Source organism: Pedobacter sp. (assembly GCF_965279535.1).
Classification (GTDB): domain Bacteria; phylum Bacteroidota; class Bacteroidia; order Sphingobacteriales; family Sphingobacteriaceae; genus Pedobacter.
Window position 1 is genome coordinate 3,977,684 of the sequence record NZ_OZ257244.1, and the last position, 17,619, is coordinate 3,995,302.

A 17,619-nucleotide genomic window follows, 5' to 3' on the forward strand; every position below is an offset into this window, starting at 1 on the left:
GTTACTTTAACGTTTCAAGGTATACCTCGGTTTGCTTCTCCAATTCATTTGTTGCAATCTTAATTGCCGAACCTAGTCGTGTAGTTTCCATTTTGACAGGCATTTTACTTATGGTTGCGAGTGCATCAACGTACCATTTGTTCCAGGTTTGAAGAATATGCTTTTCATCCGATATGGATTTGCCTTCAGCAACTGCTTTCTTACTCAGTTCAAATTCTGTTTTCAGCCTGATTAAACCATCAGATTTCACTTGGTCAACAACTTTCGTGGCCATGCTTTCATCAGCTGAGATTAAGGCGTATGCAGCTGTTAAACCACTTATCCCTACGTTTTTCATCTCTGTGGGTGAAACCTTATCAATCCGGTCATTATCGGTATGGTAGAAAACATCTGTAAAATGCCACATCAATAGGCCCGGAATTTTATTTTGTAAGAAAGGGGTATGATCGCTCCCACCTTCAAATGGGTTGTAATTCACTGTCCAGTTGGCAAATTTTCCTTGCTGTTTGCAGATATCGAAAATAAAATCGTTGAAATAATGCGGAAAAAGATCTTTCTCGGTCACATCGCCCGCGCCCCATTCAGTGTGCTTATCCGTTCCCCTGGTCCAGATGGCAGCAGGATCAGGCATTTTTTCGATTAGAAAGGAGCCGCCGGTTTTTTGAGTATCCTCGCCAACCATGTCCAAACTCATTCCCCATAAAATCCCTTTTGCCCTGGTGCTATCTTCAGTAATGTATCTTCTGGTTGATACAATTTCATCTCCCCACAGAAAGGTTAGGGTTCTTTTAGGATTGATTTTCTTCTCCTGATATAATTGTGCGGTTAGTCTGGCCATTTCTGCCAATGTACCTACGCCACTGGCATTATCATTTGCGCCCGGTTCCTGAACATGAGCACTGAATACGAAACGCTCGTCTGGATTTACACTTCCTTTAACATTGGCCACAAGGGTTAACTCTTCAGCCTGGTAACGCTTGTTTTGAATATTAACCTTTAATTTTGGGCTTCCGTTTAAGCAAGCTTTTTTTAACTTTTCCTTTGCGGCATAAGACAGGAATAAGGCCCATATCGGACTGTCAGTGCCAATACTTCCAAACTGAATGGAGGTTTGATGTTTTTCGGGCTGCGTATATGTGGGCATAGAATAGCCGAGCACACCTATGGCCCCTGCCTTGGCCGCAATATTTATCAGGCGTGAAGGATTGGTTTCGGAAAAAAGAATCTTTCCTTTCAAATCCAACTTTTCTATTTCGGCCGTAATAATTTTTGGAATATAAATTACTTTAGCCGAAACCCCACCGGCTGGTGTAGAACCGCAATTTATGGGGATCATGTTGCGGTTGGTTTGAAAAGAAAGTAGTGGCATAGGTTCTCCAATAATGCCAATGCTCGCTGCTAGCGGTTCCCATGTAGCTTGCTTCATTGCCCGCTTTTCTATACGATAAGTTAGCGGCGTCTCCAATTCGTTTTCTTTTTGTTCAACGAATCCTGCCTGTTTTAAAATATTTTCTACATAGTGGATGCTTGCATTAAATCCTGTATTTCCGGGAACACGAAAATATTGTTCCACAAATTTTGTGGTTTCAAAAGCATTTTCTTCTTTAAATCCAGCACGTGTTAACTTAAAGCCCTCTTCAACTGGGGTTTGGGCATGTGTAGATAATCCCACCAAAAGCAGGGCGATTAGTACTTTCGTTTTCATGGCGAAAGATACTAAGAAAATTAATGGCTGTTGTTAGGCGTATCGCTTTCCGGTTTTGTTTTTTAAGCCTTCATCAACAGATAAAGGGCCTGAGCCAACTACCCAAAACAAGATCAGCAAGAAAAGCACGATTACGGAAAGCCAGAGTTCTGAATTGGGCATTGAAAATCCTTGTGTTAAGTTTACAAAGAAAACCGCAAATATCAGAATTGGAATCTGTATCACTACGGCAAATCGGGTTACCAATCCCAAAATGATGAGTATTCCGCCTACCAAATGCGCAAAAGCCACCACATGAATAGCCATACTGATCATCATACTGGAAAAGCCAAACACATTGTTTTCAGTAATCAAATTTTGTAGTGTTGTGGTATCGCTGATGAAAGATACACCTTTGCCGAAGATAATGAGGCCGAGCAGGATGCGCAGGTAGTCTAGCCACTTTGCATGATGAACATCGCCCCAATGCTCAATTTTACGGATAACGTTCATAATGAACCTCCATTTTTATGTGAAATGATATATTAAGTTACGCACTTAAATCGACTATGTCAAGGTGTTTTTTTGATTATACCCGGTTAAAAGGAATGTTAGGGATGTTGTCCTTTAGTTGTAATTTAACATGATATTAATATATACCGTTTCGGTTTTTGGTATAAATTTGGTATTATTGTAAAAATGAGGAGGTTTTTTGTCATGAGTAAAGAAATATTGGAATTTAATGTTCAGCTAGATGAAAAGTTCGATTTACATTTTAATTGGTTAGATGGCTTTTGGGCTTCGGCGGTAAAGATTGTGTTTAACATCAAATAGGGTATATTGAATTAAGATTTTTTCTTTTAACGCCTTTAACCAATTTAGGCGGTCAGGCATGTTATGGCTTTTGGTATTTTTTATCTGTTGCCCTTTGTTTTCTTCTTTCACTGCGCCTGATCTTGCTGCCTGATACTTGCTACTATGTACTTGATACTTTTTGCTCCTTGTTCCTTTCTTCCTAACTCCCTATACTAACGAATTACTTTAGTCTTTCAGCTTTTAACTTTATCTTTGCAAAATAATGAGTAGAAGAAAACCAGGAACAGTTACCATCATTCCTAATGTAGAGATTATCGACATTGCTGAGGAAGGAAAGGGAGTAGGCAAAGCCGACGAATTAGTGATTTTTGTAGATAAGGCCGTACCCGGAGATGTAGTTGATGTTCGATTAACTAAGAAGAAAAAGAACTTTGCAGAGGCTGTAATTGAACAATTGCATCAAAAATCTGCTCTAAGAACAGAACCTTTTTGTCAGCATTTTGGAACCTGCGGGGGCTGTAAATGGCAACACATGGGCTATGATTCCCAACTGAAGTTTAAACAGAAAAATGTAGAAGCTGCGCTTCAACGTTTGGGTAAAATAGATACCTCTGCTGCAGAACCTATCTTAGGATCAGTAAAAAACAAGTATTATCGCAATAAACTGGAGTTTACTTTTTCTAATAAAAGATGGTTAGAGAAAACGGATATGGAGCGCGACGAAGCGTTTGATATGAATGCATTGGGCTTTCATGTTCCTTTACGGTTTGATAAGATTTTAGATATTGAACACTGTTACCTGCAGGATGATCCTTCCAATCAAATCAGAAATGCCGTAAGGAAATACGCATCAACAAATGAATTATCATTTTATGATCTGCGTAATCATGAAGGTGTATTGCGTAATCTCATTATTCGTACTTCTTCTACTGGTGAAATTATGGTTGCCGTGGTTTTCGCCTATCCGGAGCAAAACCAGGTTGATGGATTAATGACCTTCCTAAAAGCTGAATTTCCACAAATAACCTCGTTATTGTATATCATTAACCAAAAGAAGAATGATACCATCTTTGATCAGGAGGTGATCGTATTTGCTGGTCGCGACCACATCTTCGAAGAAATGGATGGCATTCGTTTCAAGATAGGGGTAAAGTCTTTTTATCAAACCAATTCAGATCAGGCTTTCGAACTGTACAAGATTACCAAAGAATTCGCGGATTTTAAGGGCGGAGAATTGGTGTACGATTTATACACCGGAGCAGGTACTATAGCAAATTTTGTGGCCAGGGAAGTAAAGCAGGTGGTAGGCGTGGAATATGTGCCAACAGCTATTGAAGATGCTAAATTCAACTCTGAACTAAATGGAATTGATAATACTATCTTCTATGCCGGCGACATGAAGGATATCCTTACAGCGGAATTTATTTCATCTCATGGTAAGCCAGACGTGGTTATTACAGATCCGCCAAGGGCTGGTATGCATGCAGATGTGGTTCAGCGCTTATTGGAGATGGAAGCCGAGAAAATTGTTTATGTAAGTTGTAATGCGGCAACACAAGCAAGAGATTTAGAACTTCTTAAAGAAAAGTATAACGTAGAACGGATTAAACCGGTAGACATGTTCCCACATACGCAGCACGTAGAGAACGTGGTGTTGTTGAGGTTGAAGTAAGTAATTGAATGATTGAATGATTGAATGAGTGAAGGAGAGAATGGCTGAATATGCGTTATGCTATATTCATTTATTCAAAATGCGCTCATTCGATCCTTTTATATAATATGGATAGAGAAGAATTATTAAGTGCAACGCCCGAAGATAGTGGCGCACCGAAGAAAAAGGAAAGTCCTTTAGTTAGTCTGGAAAAGGACCTTGAGTTTTATTCTGATGCGATTAAAGAAGTGGCGATCGAAATTATGGTTGAGGGTATTTCAGCTCATCCGATTTTCATTGCACACCAGCATGAAGTGAGTATTGGAGAATTGATCTTAAATAAAGAAGAATTAAACACCGATTGGACCATTCAGGCTTCTACTTTAGAAGAGTTTGTAGAAAAAGGTATCATCAGTAAGGAAAAAAAGGATCCTTTTTTAAAGGTTTACAAAAAACCTGAAGATTATATGTGTGTATTTGTAATTGTACCGGAGGGCGCCAACTTCATTTACTACCCATACAAAGGATTCAAAAAATAGAATTTTTATCAAAAAAAAACGCTGCTTTGCATCCACAAAGCAGCGAATTAATTATTAACTAAAACTAAACTTATTTTACTCTGGTTACATCCCCACTCTTGGAGTTGGATGTTTTCTTCAATGCGGCATTGCCTTTAAAGTGGATATCACCACCACCACTCGCAGCTGCTTCCAGGCCCTTCTCTACATAAATGTTTACATCAGATCCGCCTGAGGTGTGCACTTTGGCATATTGGGTAATCAATCCGTAGGCATTTATATCGCTTCCACCACTAGATTGGATAGACATATTTTCAGCCCTTCCTTTTAAATCAACATCGCTTCCACCACTTGATTGGATCGATAAATCGTTACAAACCAATTCTAATTTTACATCAGCACCACCAGATGAACGGATGGCCAGCTTATCAACTTTGATTGGGTTTTGAGAGAAAACATCAGAACCTCCGGAGGCAGCAATGGCCGACAGCGTTTTGAAATTTACATAAGCTTTAATGATGCGGTTTTTAAACAAACCACTCCAGTTAATGCCGTCTTTAAACTTAATGGTGAGGTTGCCGCCGCTTTGCTCAACAACAATGTTTTTTAATGTTTCTTCATCCGATTTGATGCTTACACTTTCAGATCCGCCTTGTGTAAGGTAGAGATCTATGCCACTACTCACGCCAATACTGTTAAAGCTTCTTACTGCAACATTTTTAGTGTCCTGGGCTTTTGCCATGTAACTGCTGATGATGATAAAGAAGATAGCGGCCGGTTTAAATAATTTTTTCATCTGTTCAATTTTTAAGTGGAAGCAATCATAATCGAAGTATTGTACCAATGGCTCATGTTGATCCCACAATTTGGTCTTAGGTTATTGATTAGACGCATCAAAGATTGAAACGTTGCAAACAATTGAAATTTTTTTTCAAATAGTTTGAATATCCTAGTTAAAATCGTTCTTTTTGTATTCAATCCTTTTGAATACAATGGCAGCATCGCAATTACTTATTTTAAATAAAAAGCAGATCCAACAGAAAATAGACCGTATCGCTTACCAGATTTTAGAAGATAACCTTAATGAAAAGGAAATCGTGCTGGCGGGTATATGGGATAGAGGTTATAAATTGGCGCTGCGTTTGGAGAAAGTATTGAAAAAGATTTCTGCATTAAAGATCACCTTGCTCCGTATCGACCTGGAGCGTGAAAGCAGCAAGCTCATTGCCAAAACTGATTTAGATGAAAGCCATTGGAAAAACAAAGTGATTATCATTGTTGATGATGTTTTGAATAGTGGTAAGACTTTAGCTTATGGTTTAGGGGTATTTTTAAACACACCTCATAAGAAAATCAGAACAGTTGTACTGGTAGATCGCAGCCATAAAATTTTTCCGATTGCAACAGATTTTGTAGGTTTAGAACTGGCAACCATCTTAAAAGAACATGTGGATGTAGTAATGGATGTAGAAGGGGAAGAAGATCGTGTTTATTTAAGTTAAACTATCCGGTTGCCATCTTTTAGGCTTTAATGATTTGCAAATTACCCCAAATTTTTGCAATTTCCCGGAATGCACCGGCCACGAAAAAATTCTGTCATTTATAACTTTTTTTCCTGGTATATCTCTTTTATCCTCAAAAAGGATTTTAGTGATTTTCAATATAACTCGCTGGAAATCAAAGATAACACATCTGTATTGATATTAGCTAATCACTTTAGCTGGTGGGATGGTTTTTTCCTTTTTTACATCAATAAAAAGCTTTTTAAAAAACAATTTCACGTTTTGGTAAATGCAGAGAATTACAAGCAAGTAGGTTTTTTAAAATATTTAGGGGCGTTCGCCGCAGAAAATAAGGGAAAAGATGTATTAGAAACGCTCAATTATGCCGGCCGGCTTTTGGATAATCCACAAAACCTTGTGCTCGTTTTCCCCCAGGGCAAACTTTTCTCTAATCATGTAAATAGCATTAATTTCGAGAAAGGAGTAATGCAAATGATTAATGCCAGTCAGAAACGAGTAAGCATCGTTTTTGCGGCAACATTTATCGATTATTTCTCTAAGCGAAAGCCTTCAGCATTTAGCTATCTTCAAAATTGGGAAAGTGAAGAATATATCAGTTTACAGTTATTAAAAAGTGCTTATAACAAACATTACGATCATGCCGTTGTTAAACAAACACAAATCTCAGAATGACCGTTTTTATTTATGCCGTACTTGTTTTTTTAGTGATTAGATTTTCTGTTACTGTTTTCAATTTTTTATCTAATCCCAAATTGCCCCGGGTAATTAAGCATTATCAGGACAAGGTTTCTATTTTAATTCCTGCACGCGACGAAGAAGCAGATATCCTTCTGCTGTTAGAATCTGTTTTACAACAGGACTATCAAAATTACGAAGTCATCATTCTGGATGATGATAGCAAAGACAATACTTACGAGGTGGTAGAGGGATTTTGTAGCCGGCACCCTCAATTTCGCGTGGTAAAAGGATTACCCTTGCCAAAAGATTGGTTGGGTAAAAATTATGCCTGTAAACAACTTGCTGAACAGGCTACAGGCAAGTATCTGTTGTTTATAGATGCCGATGAAACAATTGAACATGGTTTAATCAATGCGTTAATCAATAGAATGGAAGTTGAGCAGCTTGCTTTGCTGAGTATTTTTACCCAACAACGTATGTTTTCATTGGGTGAAAAACTAACGGTTCCATTGATGCATTTTATTTTACTCAATCTGCTTCCTTTGCGGTTGGTGAGGCTTTCGGGAAATCCGGCATTTGCTGCAGCAAGTGGTCAGTGCATGTTCTTCGATGCAGAAAATTATAAACAGCACCAATGGCATGAACGGGTAAAGCTACAGGTTGTTGAAGATGTAGAGATTTTAAAGCAGGTTAAACTGGAGAAATATAATACTGAGGCGCTTTTAGCTAACGGTTTGATTCATTGCAGGATGTATAAGAATCTGAATGAAAGCCTGCAGGGTTTTAGTAAAAATTTACTTGCCGGCTTTGGCAATAACATTATAATATTGTTAATTTACCAGCTTTTGGTAACCATTGGCCCTGTAATTTTGATTTTCAACTTCGATATTAATCTATTGATTTTGCCTATCGCTTTAATTGTGTTAAGCAGAATGATGATTTCTTATTTATCAGGTCAACCTGTATGGATGAACCTGATATTACATCCCCTGCAAATGGTTTTTTTCTTTATTATTTCGCTCCTCTCAATAAAAAAACACTTATTTAAAACAAGCACATGGAAGGGCAGAACAATCAATCCGATATAAAAATGAAAAAGATAGCTACTGCAGTTATCATCATTTTCCATTTGGTGGGTTTGTTAGGCTTTTTAATTCCTGCAGCAATACCCTATTTCCTCAAATTAGTTCCCTTCCATCTTTTACTGATGTTTGCGGTCATTATCTTCTCGTACAATGCTGATGTAAAAAGACTTTTGCTTTTTGTTTCAGGGGTTTTCCTTTGTGGATATCTGGTAGAAGTTTTAGGGGTTCATACCGGGAAAATTTTCGGAAGCTATTATTATGGTGATACGCTGGGATATAAGGTTGCTGCGGTACCGCTGTTAATGGGGGTTAACTGGGTGATTTTAATCTTCAGCGTGGGACAAACCATGAAAGCGCTGAAAATTAGAAATAGCATTGCCGCCTCTGCATTAGGTGCAGCTGTATTGGTTTGCTTTGATTTCTTTTTAGAGCCTGTAGCCATGAAATTTAATTACTGGCAGTGGGACTGGCACGAAATTCCGGTTCAGAATTATGTAGCCTGGTATATTGTTTCGGTAATCCTTTTGAAATTTTACTACGCTTTAGGTTTGAAGCAACAAAAGTATATTGGCCCAGCCATGTTCCTGTCACAGCTTGTCTTTTTTGTTGTCTTGTTTATGACAGCCTGAACAAATTTTTTGCTTAATTTTGCAACTACATGAGTTATAATCTACAAGTCACTATCGATAAATCATCAGGCTTTTGCTTTGGTGTTGTATATGCTATAGAAATGGCAGAAGATATTCTGGATCATGAAGGATATTTGTACTGTCTGGGTGATATTGTACACAATGATGAGGAAGTTGCAAGACTAGCCAATAAAGGCTTAAAGATCATTGATCATGAGGTTTTAAAGGATTTAAGAAATGAAAAGGTATTGATTAGGGCCCATGGGGAAGCACCTTCTACCTATCAACTGGCTTTGGAAAATAACCTAACCCTTATTGATGCTTCCTGCCCGGTAGTTTTAAAACTTCAGAACAGGATTAAGAATTCTCATGATGATAATGAGCAGGTGTTGATTTTTGGCAAACACGGCCATGCAGAAGTAATTGGGTTGCAAGGACAAACAGATGGTAAAGCAATTGTTTTTCAGGATCTTGCAGAACTGGATCATGTAGAGTTGCCTTCTAAATTTACGTTGTATAGCCAAACCACTAAAAGCACTGATAAATTCTATCACATTAAAGATGAATTGCTGAGCAGAGGTTATGAGGTAAAGGCTAACGATACCATTTGCAGGCAGGTTTCTAACCGTTATGAAGAACTGGAAGAATTTGTAAGCCATTACGACAAGATTGTTTTCGTTTCAGGTAAAAAATCATCTAACGGAAGAGTACTTTATGACGTTTGCAAGAAATATAATGACAATTCATACTTCATTTCCAATGTAGACGAATTAGACAAATCATGGTTCGCTGAGCAGGATAAAATCGGGATTTGTGGAGCTACCTCTACACCGATGTGGCTAATGGAACAGGTTAAAGCTGCTCTTCTACAGTATTAAGCCCTTTTTTAGGTCTGATAAAATCAATTTTCAGTTTCAACTGTTACTGAGGTATATTACATCAACGCATAATATCCATTGAAAAAGACCAGTAAGCATACCGGAATTCTTGTAGCTGCAGCAGTAATTAGCTGTTGGTTTGCATTACTTTGCTTTTTACTCCAATGGGGTTTTTCCTGGTCTAACCCATGTGTTTATCTCCTCGTACTTTTACAGATGCATTTGTTTACCGGATTGTTTATTACGGCACATGATGCCATGCACAGTACGATTTCCAGTGATAAAAAAATGAATAACCTGATTGGTTATCTGGCTGTATTTCTTTATGCAGGATTCTTTTATAATCGGTTATATGCCAAGCATCATCAACACCACCGACATGTGCATACGGTGGATGACCCGGATTATGCAGACAAGGGTTTTTGGAAATGGTATCTTCGTTTTATGCTCAACTATGTGACCATTACCCAGCTAATTATCATGGCGATAGCTTATAACTTGTTGAAAATATGGTTTCCAGAGCAAAATTTATTGCTTTTTTGGGTACTGCCTTCATTACTCAGTACCTTTCAGTTGTTTTACTTCGGTACCTACCTTCCCCATAAGGGAGAGCATGATAATGAATATCAATCTGCAACCTTAAAGAAAAATCATTTTTTAGCCTTCATTAGCTGTTACTTTTTTGGTTATCATTTAGAACATCACCAAAAGCCATATTTACCCTGGTGGCAGTTGTATAAAACCAAAAGTTAAAGGAGTAGGTTTTTACCCAAACTTGATATTGATCACTTTTAGTTGACGTGGAAATAAGCGATATTTGCGCCTCAAAACATATCTATATTAAATGAGCAAGAAGGGAATTTTACTCGTCAACTTAGGAACTCCAGACAGTCCATCCGTACCCGATGTAAAAAAATATTTAGATCAATTTTTAATGGATGAGCGGGTAATTGATATCCCTAAACTTAACCGTACTTTATTGGTTAAAGGGGCAATTGTGCCTTTCAGGAGCCCTAAAACTGCGAAGTTATATACAGAGATATGGGATGAGCAAACCGGTTCGCCTTTGTTATATTATAGTGTTTTGCAAGCCAGGATGCTGCAAGATAAACTTGGTGACGGATACCAGGTAGAGTTAGCCATGCGCTATCAAAACCCTTCTATAGAATCTGGATTAGCTAAATTAAAGGCCGCCCTGGTAGAAAGCATTCAGGTAATCCCTTTATTTCCGCAATACGCTTCTGCCAGTACTGGTTCGGTAATGCAACTGGTAATGGAGCTGGTAAGCAAATGGCCAACCGTTCCACCAATATCGTTTGTGAATTCATTTCATGATAATGAATTGATGATCAGGGTATTTGCAGACAATGCACGGAAGCATCAGGTAGAAAGCTTCGATCATGTTTTGTTTAGTTTCCACGGATTACCCGAAAGACAACTTTTAAAATGTGACCACACCGGAAGTTATTGTTTAAAGACTGCAGATTGTTGTCAGACCTTGAATGATACCAATAAATTTTGTTATTCGGCCCAAGGGCATGATACAGCCCGATTAATTGCTAAGGAGCTGGGATTAGCCAAAGAAAATTATACCGTTTGTTTCCAGTCTCGATTAGGGAAGGAGCCTTGGGTACAGCCATACACTACAGATGTGTTAAAGCGACTGGCTGCTGAAGGTAAAAAGAGATTGCTGGTATTTAGTCCGGCATTTGTAGCCGATTGTTTGGAAACGCTTTATGAAATTACAGTAGAATACCACGAGGAATTTAGAACACTGGGAGGTGAGCATGTTCAGCTGGTAGAAAGCCTAAACGACAATCCTTTATTTATTGATGCTTTAGCTGGAATGGTTAAATGAGTTTAACTGGTTTTTGTGTAATGGTAATGGGTGTATCCGGGAGCGGGAAAACGGCTGTTGGAAAAGCGCTTGCACATGCATTACACGGACAGTTTCTGGATGCTGACGACCTGCATCCCTCAACCAATATTGACAAAATGAGCGCCGGAATTCCTTTAACTGATGAAGATCGGCTTCCATGGTTATTGGCCGTAAGTGAGGCTGTTAATACCACTTTTGTAGCCGAAAAACCTGTTGTTTTAGCGTGTTCGGCATTAAAAAAAGCTTATCGGACTTTATTAAGGGAGCATATTACCGCTCCACTAAAAATTATTTACTTAAAATCTTCCTTCGAGCAAGTGCACGATCGCCTGGAAAAAAGAAGCGGACACTTCATGCCGGCTAATTTGTTGGCCAGTCAGTTTGAAGCGCTGGAAGAACCTGATTTGGCTGAACCTGCTATAACTGCTGTTGATGCCAATTTGCCGATAGATCAGGTGATAAAAGATAGTCTTGCTGCCCTAAATTGAAATCATGAAAACCGAATTAGAAAAACTGGCCCTTTTAAACGCGCGTACTGCTGGAAATTACGAAGCTTTTTTATACGATTGCGATGGTACACTGGCAGATAATATGGGCTCCCATAAACTTTCTTATAAACAGGTTGCTGCCCGCTATGGGATAGATTTGGATACACAAATAATAGATGACCTGGCAGGTTGGCCAACGGCATTGGTAGTGAATGAAATCAGTAAAAAATACGCAGTAGAACTCCCAGCTAGTTTTGTTGAAGAAAAATATGCTACTTTCTTCGATGAATATATAGACCAAACTTTACCTGTAGAATTTGTTGCCGAACACCTTAAGCAACACGCAGGTAAGATGCGCATTGCAGTAGTATCTGGTAGTGGAAGAAAAAGTGTAGAAAAAACCTTAATGGTTTTAGGCCTGTTACCATTTGTAGAAGTTTTGGTATGTGCAGGAGAGACAGAAAACGGTAAGCCTTTCCCTGATCCCTTTTTGGCCGCTGCAGCTAAGCTCGGCGTTGATCCTTCAAAATGTTTGGTTTTTGAAGATGGGCAGCCGGGGGTTGATGCTGCCATTGCAGCTGGCATGGACTGGGTTCGTGTAGATCAGATTTAGTTTTCAGCAGTAATTTTACTCAGGATAGCATCTGTTGCACCTTTTTTATCGGCAACATACTTTTTAGCAGCAAGTTTAGCCGCTTGGTTATTTGAAAAATCTGCAAAGGCTTGTTGAAGTTCCTGTTCAGATGATATGCTCTTTGCTGCGGCAAGGGCAATTAAATCTTTTGCTTCCTGAAATTTATCATATTTAGGGCCGAAAATAACCGGCAAACCAAATGCTGCAGCTTCTAAGGTGTTGTGAATCCCGGCGCCAAATCCACCACCAATATAAGCTAGCTTTCCATATTGGTAAAGGGAAGAAAGCATGCCTATATTATCAATAATCAAAATATTGGAATTAACCTCAGCCATTGTAGCGTTCTTGTAATTGGAAAACCTTAAACTTCCGACAGGAAATAGCTTTACAATACTGTCTATATGGCTTTCGTGAATCTCATGGGGTGCAATAATGAATTTCCAATCAGGATATTTTAATGGCAGTGTGGCGAGTAATTTTTCATCTTCAGGCCATGTACTTCCACAAACGAATGTTGGTGAATAACCTATAAATCTTTCGATTTCAGGTAATGATTTTGGACTGGCTGCATTTTCAAACACACGGTCAAATCTGGTATCACCATTAATTACCACATTTTGTAGTCCAATTGATTTTAAAAGTCGCTCACTTTCCTCATTCTGAACAAAGAAATAGGTTACGGCTTTTAAAATGTTTCGATAGAAACCGCCATACCATTTAAAAAAGCTTTGACTTTCTCTAAAAATCCCGGAAATCAGGTATAAAGGAATGTTTCGCGCTTTGAGTACTTTGAAGTAAAAGTGCCAGAATTCATACTTGGTAAAGATGGCCATTTCAGGATTGATGGCTTCAATAAAACGTTTTGCATGACCAGGTGTGTCAATTGGCAGATAAAAAACCTCAGCCAATGCATAGTTCTTCCTTATTTCATAACCCGAAGGGGAGAAAAAGGTTACCACGATCTTTTTGTCTGGATATTGGGATTTCAGTTTCTCGAGTACGGGCCGGCCTTGCTCAAATTCCCCTAAAGAAGCAAAGTGGAACCAAACATGTTTTTCCTGTTTATTAATCCTGTTTTCCAATTCATAAAACAGCTTTTTTCGCCCATCAATAAAGAATTTCGCCTTTTGATTAAAAAAAGAAAACCCCCAAATAATTAAATTGTAAACTCTAATTCCTAATATGTAAAGCAAAAGCATTGTTGTAAATTCATATCTTCGTGGCCAAGATAAAAGGAATATATTTAAAAAGCTTAAAAATATATGAAGATAGCCGTTATTGGTACTGGATACGTAGGTTTAGTTACCGGAACTTGTTTAGCAGAAACAGGCAACGATGTTATATGTGTAGACATAAATGAAGCAAAAGTTAAGAAAATGCAGGGTGGCGAGGTTCCGATTTACGAACCGGGTTTAGATCTGCTTTTCCATAGAAATATTGAGCAGGGAAGGTTAACCTTTACTACTGTTCTGGCTGATGCGATTAAGGATGCCCAGATCATTTTTATGGCGCTCCCAACTCCTCCGGGAGGCGATGGTGCTGCCGATCTTTCTTATATTTTAGGTGCTGCCAAAGATGTAGCCAGGCTGATTACAGAATATAAAATTATTGTAAACAAATCTACAGTGCCTGTAGGTACCGCTGATAAAGTGAAGGCCGTGTTTGTTGAACATACCGATATTGAGGTGGATGTGGTTTCTAATCCTGAATTTTTACGCGAAGGTGTTGCAGTGGATGATTTCATGAAACCGGATCGTGTGGTGTTGGGCACCAAAAGCGAGCGGGCTAAGAAACTGATGACAGAACTTTACGGACCATATGTTCGTCAGGGAAATCCGATTCTTTTTATGGATGAGCGTTCCTCAGAACTAACTAAATACGCTGCAAATTCATTTTTGGCTACCAAGATTACCTTTATGAACGAGATTGCAAACCTTTGTGAGCTTGTTGGGGCAGATGTGGATGCTGTGCGTAAAGGAATTGGTTCTGACGACCGTATCGGGAAACGTTTTCTTTTTCCAGGCGTAGGTTACGGTGGTTCGTGCTTCCCCAAAGATGTTCAGGCCCTGGTAAAGTCATCAGACGATTATGCTTACGATTTTCAGATTTTGAAATCTGTAATGGAGGTAAATGAGCGCCAAAAGACCATTTTGGTGGATAAAGTGTTGAAATATTACAAAAATGACATCAAAGGAAAACATTTTGCGCTCTGGGGATTAGCATTTAAGCCAGAAACTGACGATATTCGCGAAGCGCCAGCTTTGTATATCATTGATGACTTATTGAAGAACGGAGCCACAGTTACGGTTTTCGATCCTGAAGCTATGGAAAATGTTCGCAATCTGATCGGTGATAAGGTAAGCTACGCTAAAAATCCATATGAGGCATTGGAAAATGCAGAAGCACTGTTAATTGCAACGGAGTGGTCTGTTTTCCGAAATCCGGATTTTGAGAAGATAGAGAACACATTAAAAAATAAAGTAGTTTTCGATGGCCGAAACCTGTACGATCTGCAAAAAATGATCGATCTGGGTTACTATTACAATAGTATCGGCAGGAAGCTCATCAGTTAAAATGAAGCGAAAAAGAATATTGATCACAGGGGCAGCAGGCTTTTTAGGCTCTCACCTCTGTGATCGTTTTATCCGTGAGGATTACCATGTAATTGGGATGGACAACCTGATTACCGGAGACATGGCCAACATTGAACACCTGTTCAAAATGGAGAATTTTGAATTCTATAACCACGATGTTTCCAAATTTGTACACATCCCAGGTAAACTGGATTACATCTTACATTTCGCCTCTCCGGCAAGTCCGATAGATTACCTTAAAATTCCCATTCAAACTTTAAAAGTTGGTTCATTAGGCACACACAACCTTTTAGGTTTGGCCCGGAATAAAAATGCCAGGATGCTAATTGCTTCGACATCAGAAGTGTATGGCGACCCTAATGTAAACCCCCAACCAGAAGAATATTGGGGAAATGTTAACCCGGTAGGTCCTCGCGGGGTTTATGATGAAGCTAAGCGTTTTCAGGAGGCCATTACCATGGCTTACCATACCTTTCATGGGGTAGAAACCCGGATTGTTAGGATTTTTAACACTTACGGGCCTAGGATGCGTTTGAATGATGGACGGGTTTTGCCCGCTTTTATCGGACAGGCATTAAGGGGAGAAGACCTTACTGTTTTTGGAGATGGTAGTCAAACACGCTCCTTTTGTTACGTTGATGATTTAATTGAGGGTATTTATCGTTTATTGATGAGCGACTATGCACAACCCGTGAACATTGGCAACCCGGATGAAATTACCATCAACCAGTTTTGTGAAGAAATTATTAAACTTACGGGCACTACACAAAAGATTGTTTATAAAGAACTTCCGCAAGATGACCCTAAACAGCGTCGTCCGGATATTACCAAGGCCAGGGAGATTTTGGGATGGGAGCCTAAAGTAGGCAGAGCAGAGGGTCTGAAAATTACATACGAATATTTCAAGTCATTGCCCAAAGAAGCATTGGCCAAGATAGAACATAAAGATTTTACCACATTCAACCGTTAAAATGGCAAAAATATTAGTTACTGGTGGTACAGGATATATTGGCTCCCACACAGTAGTAGAATTACACAATGCCGGTTACGAGGTCGTAATCGTAGATAATTTATCTAACTCGCACATCAAAATCTTAACTCAGCTTCATGCAATTACCGGAAAATGGTTTGATTTTCAGGAAATAGATCTTCAGGAAGAAAAAGCAGTTCAGGATTTTGCTAATGCTAACCCGGATGTAACCGGAATTATTCATTTTGCTGCTTCAAAGGCAGTAGGAGAGTCGGTAGAAAATCCTTTAAAATACTATAAAAATAATTTTTATGGTTTAATTAACCTGCTTACAGCCTTTAACAGAAAGCTTAATTTCGTGTTTTCTTCTTCATGTACAGTTTATGGCCAGCCAGACAGCTTACCTGTAACAGAAGCGGCGCCAGTTAAGAAGGCAGAATCACCATATGGCAATACCAAGCAGATTGCAGAAGAAATCCTGGCAGAAACTGCTGCGGTAACACCAGCGTTAAATGTAATTGCTTTGCGTTATTTTAATCCGGTAGGTGCACATGAAACGGCATTAATTGGTGAACTTCCAAATGGCGTTCCGGCCAACCTGGTACCTTTTATTACGCAATCGGCTATTGGCAAACGTGGCCCGATTACGGTTTATGGTGATGATTATGAAACACCAGATGGTTCAGCAATCCGCGATTATATTCATGTTGTGGACCTGGCAAAAGCCCATGTGGCCGCTATTAAGCGATTGGAAGAAAATAAATCGGGTTTAAATTACGATGTTTTCAATATTGGAACCGGAACCGGATCATCAGTTCTGGAAATTATCGCTGCTTTTGAAAAATCTACTGGTGAGCAGCTGGACTATAAAATTGGCCCGAGAAGGGCAGGAGACATTGTTCAGATTTATGGCGACGTAACCAAATCTAACCAGGAGCTGGGCTGGAAAGCAGCATTAGATATTAATGAAATGATGCGTTCGGCCTGGGAATGGGAAAAGTATATCAAGGCTAATCCCTTTTAAATGAAATTATCGGAGCACAAGGATTTAAAAATGGCCATAACAGAACTGCCACTCAAAGAGAAGGATAAGTTACTGTTGCGATTAATTGCTAAAGACAAAGTGCTTACCGAGCACCTTCACTATAAACTATTGGAGGGTGAACTTGATCTTGAAGATCGAAAAGAAAAAATAAAGACCGATGTAACCAATCAGATCCCATCCTTAGCAAAGCTCAATGCAAAAGAGGCTTTGGCAATTGTGAGAAAGATGATTACATCGGTTAATCACTTTTATAAGGTTACAAAAGATTCTTTTGGCGAGGTGGAACTCAAAGTTTTTATCCTCCATAACATTCCATTAGATTATAAAAGATCCCTGTTCGGTTATCGTGATTATGGCTTTTTATTTTCTGCCTTTTACATTAAAACCCTGAGTGTAACACTTAATAAGTTTCATAAGCTTCATGAAGACCTGCAATTTGACCTGAAGGAAGAATGGAATCATTTGCTTGATAAGATCTATTCTTCTAAATTAGCAGCTGAAGCGGCAGCCTCTTCCATTCCTAAAGAAATTGCCTAAAATACTTTTA

The 17,619-nt window shown here is 38.9% G+C and carries 19 protein-coding genes; 15 read left to right on the plus strand and 4 right to left on the minus strand.

The features are described from left to right. Position 1: 1 nt before the first annotated feature. Together ACQY77_RS16280 and ACQY77_RS16285 are read right to left on the minus strand one after the other, a co-directional pair. Positions 2–1,705 carry a M28 family peptidase gene (locus tag ACQY77_RS16280; RefSeq protein ID WP_421941120.1) on the minus strand — a complete coding sequence of 568 codons (1,704 nt, stop codon included), beginning with the start codon at positions 1,703–1,705 and terminating at the stop codon, positions 2–4. A gap of 33 nt (positions 1,706–1,738) precedes the next feature. Continuing rightward, the gene (locus tag ACQY77_RS16285; protein ID WP_421941119.1) at positions 1,739–2,197 is read right to left on the minus strand and encodes a DoxX family protein; all 459 of its coding nucleotides are present in this window, start codon (positions 2,195–2,197) and stop codon (positions 1,739–1,741) included. A gap of 565 nt (positions 2,198–2,762) precedes the next feature. Here ACQY77_RS16285 and rlmD point away from each other — a divergent pair. Further along, on the plus strand, positions 2,763–4,172 hold the full coding sequence (gene rlmD, locus ACQY77_RS16290) for a 23S rRNA (uracil(1939)-C(5))-methyltransferase RlmD (RefSeq protein WP_421941118.1): 1,410 nt from the start codon (positions 2,763–2,765) through the stop codon (positions 4,170–4,172). A 107-nt stretch (positions 4,173–4,279) separates the two neighbouring features. Continuing rightward, positions 4,280–4,690, plus strand: a complete 411-nt coding sequence (locus tag ACQY77_RS16295) for a hypothetical protein (protein WP_421941117.1) — start codon at positions 4,280–4,282, stop codon at positions 4,688–4,690. Between the two features lie 70 nt (positions 4,691–4,760). Here ACQY77_RS16295 and ACQY77_RS16300 read toward each other — a convergent pair whose 3' ends face one another. Further along, a complete protein-coding gene (locus ACQY77_RS16300; protein ID WP_421941116.1) occupies positions 4,761–5,465 on the minus strand; it encodes a head GIN domain-containing protein in 705 nt (234 codons plus the stop codon). Between the two features lie 196 nt (positions 5,466–5,661). Here ACQY77_RS16300 and ACQY77_RS16305 point away from each other — a divergent pair, with 196 nt between their 5' ends. The 9 genes from ACQY77_RS16305 to ACQY77_RS16345 all read left to right on the plus strand — a co-directional run bounded on the left by ACQY77_RS16305 (position 5,662) and on the right by ACQY77_RS16345 (position 12,442). Then, positions 5,662–6,171 (plus strand): phosphoribosyltransferase family protein, encoded by a 510-nt coding sequence (locus ACQY77_RS16305; RefSeq protein ID WP_421941115.1) that lies wholly within the window; start codon positions 5,662–5,664, stop codon positions 6,169–6,171. Between the two features lie 69 nt (positions 6,172–6,240). After that, positions 6,241–6,864, plus strand: a complete 624-nt coding sequence (locus ACQY77_RS16310; RefSeq protein WP_421941114.1) for a 1-acyl-sn-glycerol-3-phosphate acyltransferase — start codon at positions 6,241–6,243, stop codon at positions 6,862–6,864. After that, entirely contained in the window at positions 6,861–7,958 is a 1,098-nt protein-coding gene (locus ACQY77_RS16315) for a glycosyltransferase (protein ID WP_421941113.1), read from the plus strand. The genes ACQY77_RS16310 and ACQY77_RS16315 overlap by 4 nt, the downstream gene beginning before the upstream one ends. A gap of 2 nt (positions 7,959–7,960) precedes the next feature. Continuing rightward, the gene (locus tag ACQY77_RS16320) at positions 7,961–8,584 is read left to right on the plus strand and encodes a carotenoid biosynthesis protein (protein WP_421941112.1); all 624 of its coding nucleotides are present in this window, start codon (positions 7,961–7,963) and stop codon (positions 8,582–8,584) included. Positions 8,585–8,613: 29 nt separating this feature from the next. Further along, positions 8,614–9,462: a 4-hydroxy-3-methylbut-2-enyl diphosphate reductase gene (locus tag ACQY77_RS16325; RefSeq protein WP_421941111.1), complete on the plus strand. Its 849-nt coding sequence runs from the start codon at positions 8,614–8,616 to the stop codon at positions 9,460–9,462. Positions 9,463–9,540: 78 nt separating this feature from the next. Beyond that, a complete protein-coding gene (locus ACQY77_RS16330) occupies positions 9,541–10,215 on the plus strand; it encodes a fatty acid desaturase (protein WP_421941110.1) in 675 nt (224 codons plus the stop codon). A 91-nt stretch (positions 10,216–10,306) separates the two neighbouring features. Next, positions 10,307–11,320, plus strand: a complete 1,014-nt coding sequence (gene hemH, locus ACQY77_RS16335; protein ID WP_421941109.1) for a ferrochelatase — start codon at positions 10,307–10,309, stop codon at positions 11,318–11,320. Continuing rightward, entirely contained in the window at positions 11,317–11,829 is a 513-nt protein-coding gene (locus ACQY77_RS16340) for a gluconokinase (protein ID WP_421941108.1), read from the plus strand. Before hemH ends, ACQY77_RS16340 begins: the two co-directional genes overlap by 4 nt. Before the next feature lie 4 nt (positions 11,830–11,833). Next, the gene (locus ACQY77_RS16345) at positions 11,834–12,442 is read left to right on the plus strand and encodes an HAD family hydrolase (RefSeq protein WP_421941107.1); all 609 of its coding nucleotides are present in this window, start codon (positions 11,834–11,836) and stop codon (positions 12,440–12,442) included. On the opposite strand, the gene ACQY77_RS16350 is transcribed toward ACQY77_RS16345, so the two are convergent. Further along, on the minus strand, positions 12,439–13,545 hold the full coding sequence (locus ACQY77_RS16350; RefSeq protein ID WP_421941106.1) for a 3-deoxy-D-manno-octulosonic acid transferase: 1,107 nt from the start codon (positions 13,543–13,545) through the stop codon (positions 12,439–12,441). The genes ACQY77_RS16345 and ACQY77_RS16350 overlap by 4 nt on opposite strands. Before the next feature lie 180 nt (positions 13,546–13,725). Here ACQY77_RS16350 and ACQY77_RS16355 point away from each other — a divergent pair, with 180 nt between their 5' ends. Genes ACQY77_RS16355 through ACQY77_RS16370 form a run of 4 tightly spaced genes read left to right on the plus strand, consistent with a single transcriptional unit; the run spans position 13,726 to position 17,609 of the window. Then, the gene (locus tag ACQY77_RS16355) at positions 13,726–15,036 is read left to right on the plus strand and encodes a UDP-glucose dehydrogenase family protein (RefSeq protein WP_421941105.1); all 1,311 of its coding nucleotides are present in this window, start codon (positions 13,726–13,728) and stop codon (positions 15,034–15,036) included. 1 nt (position 15,037) lies between these two features. Beyond that, a complete protein-coding gene (locus ACQY77_RS16360; protein ID WP_421941104.1) occupies positions 15,038–16,027 on the plus strand; it encodes a UDP-glucuronic acid decarboxylase family protein in 990 nt (329 codons plus the stop codon). A gap of 1 nt (position 16,028) precedes the next feature. After that, entirely contained in the window at positions 16,029–17,051 is a 1,023-nt protein-coding gene (gene galE, locus ACQY77_RS16365) for a UDP-glucose 4-epimerase GalE (protein WP_421941103.1), read from the plus strand. Continuing rightward, positions 17,052–17,609: a hypothetical protein gene (locus ACQY77_RS16370; RefSeq protein WP_421941102.1), complete on the plus strand. Its 558-nt coding sequence runs from the start codon at positions 17,052–17,054 to the stop codon at positions 17,607–17,609. The last annotated feature ends 10 nt before the right edge of the window (positions 17,610–17,619 follow it).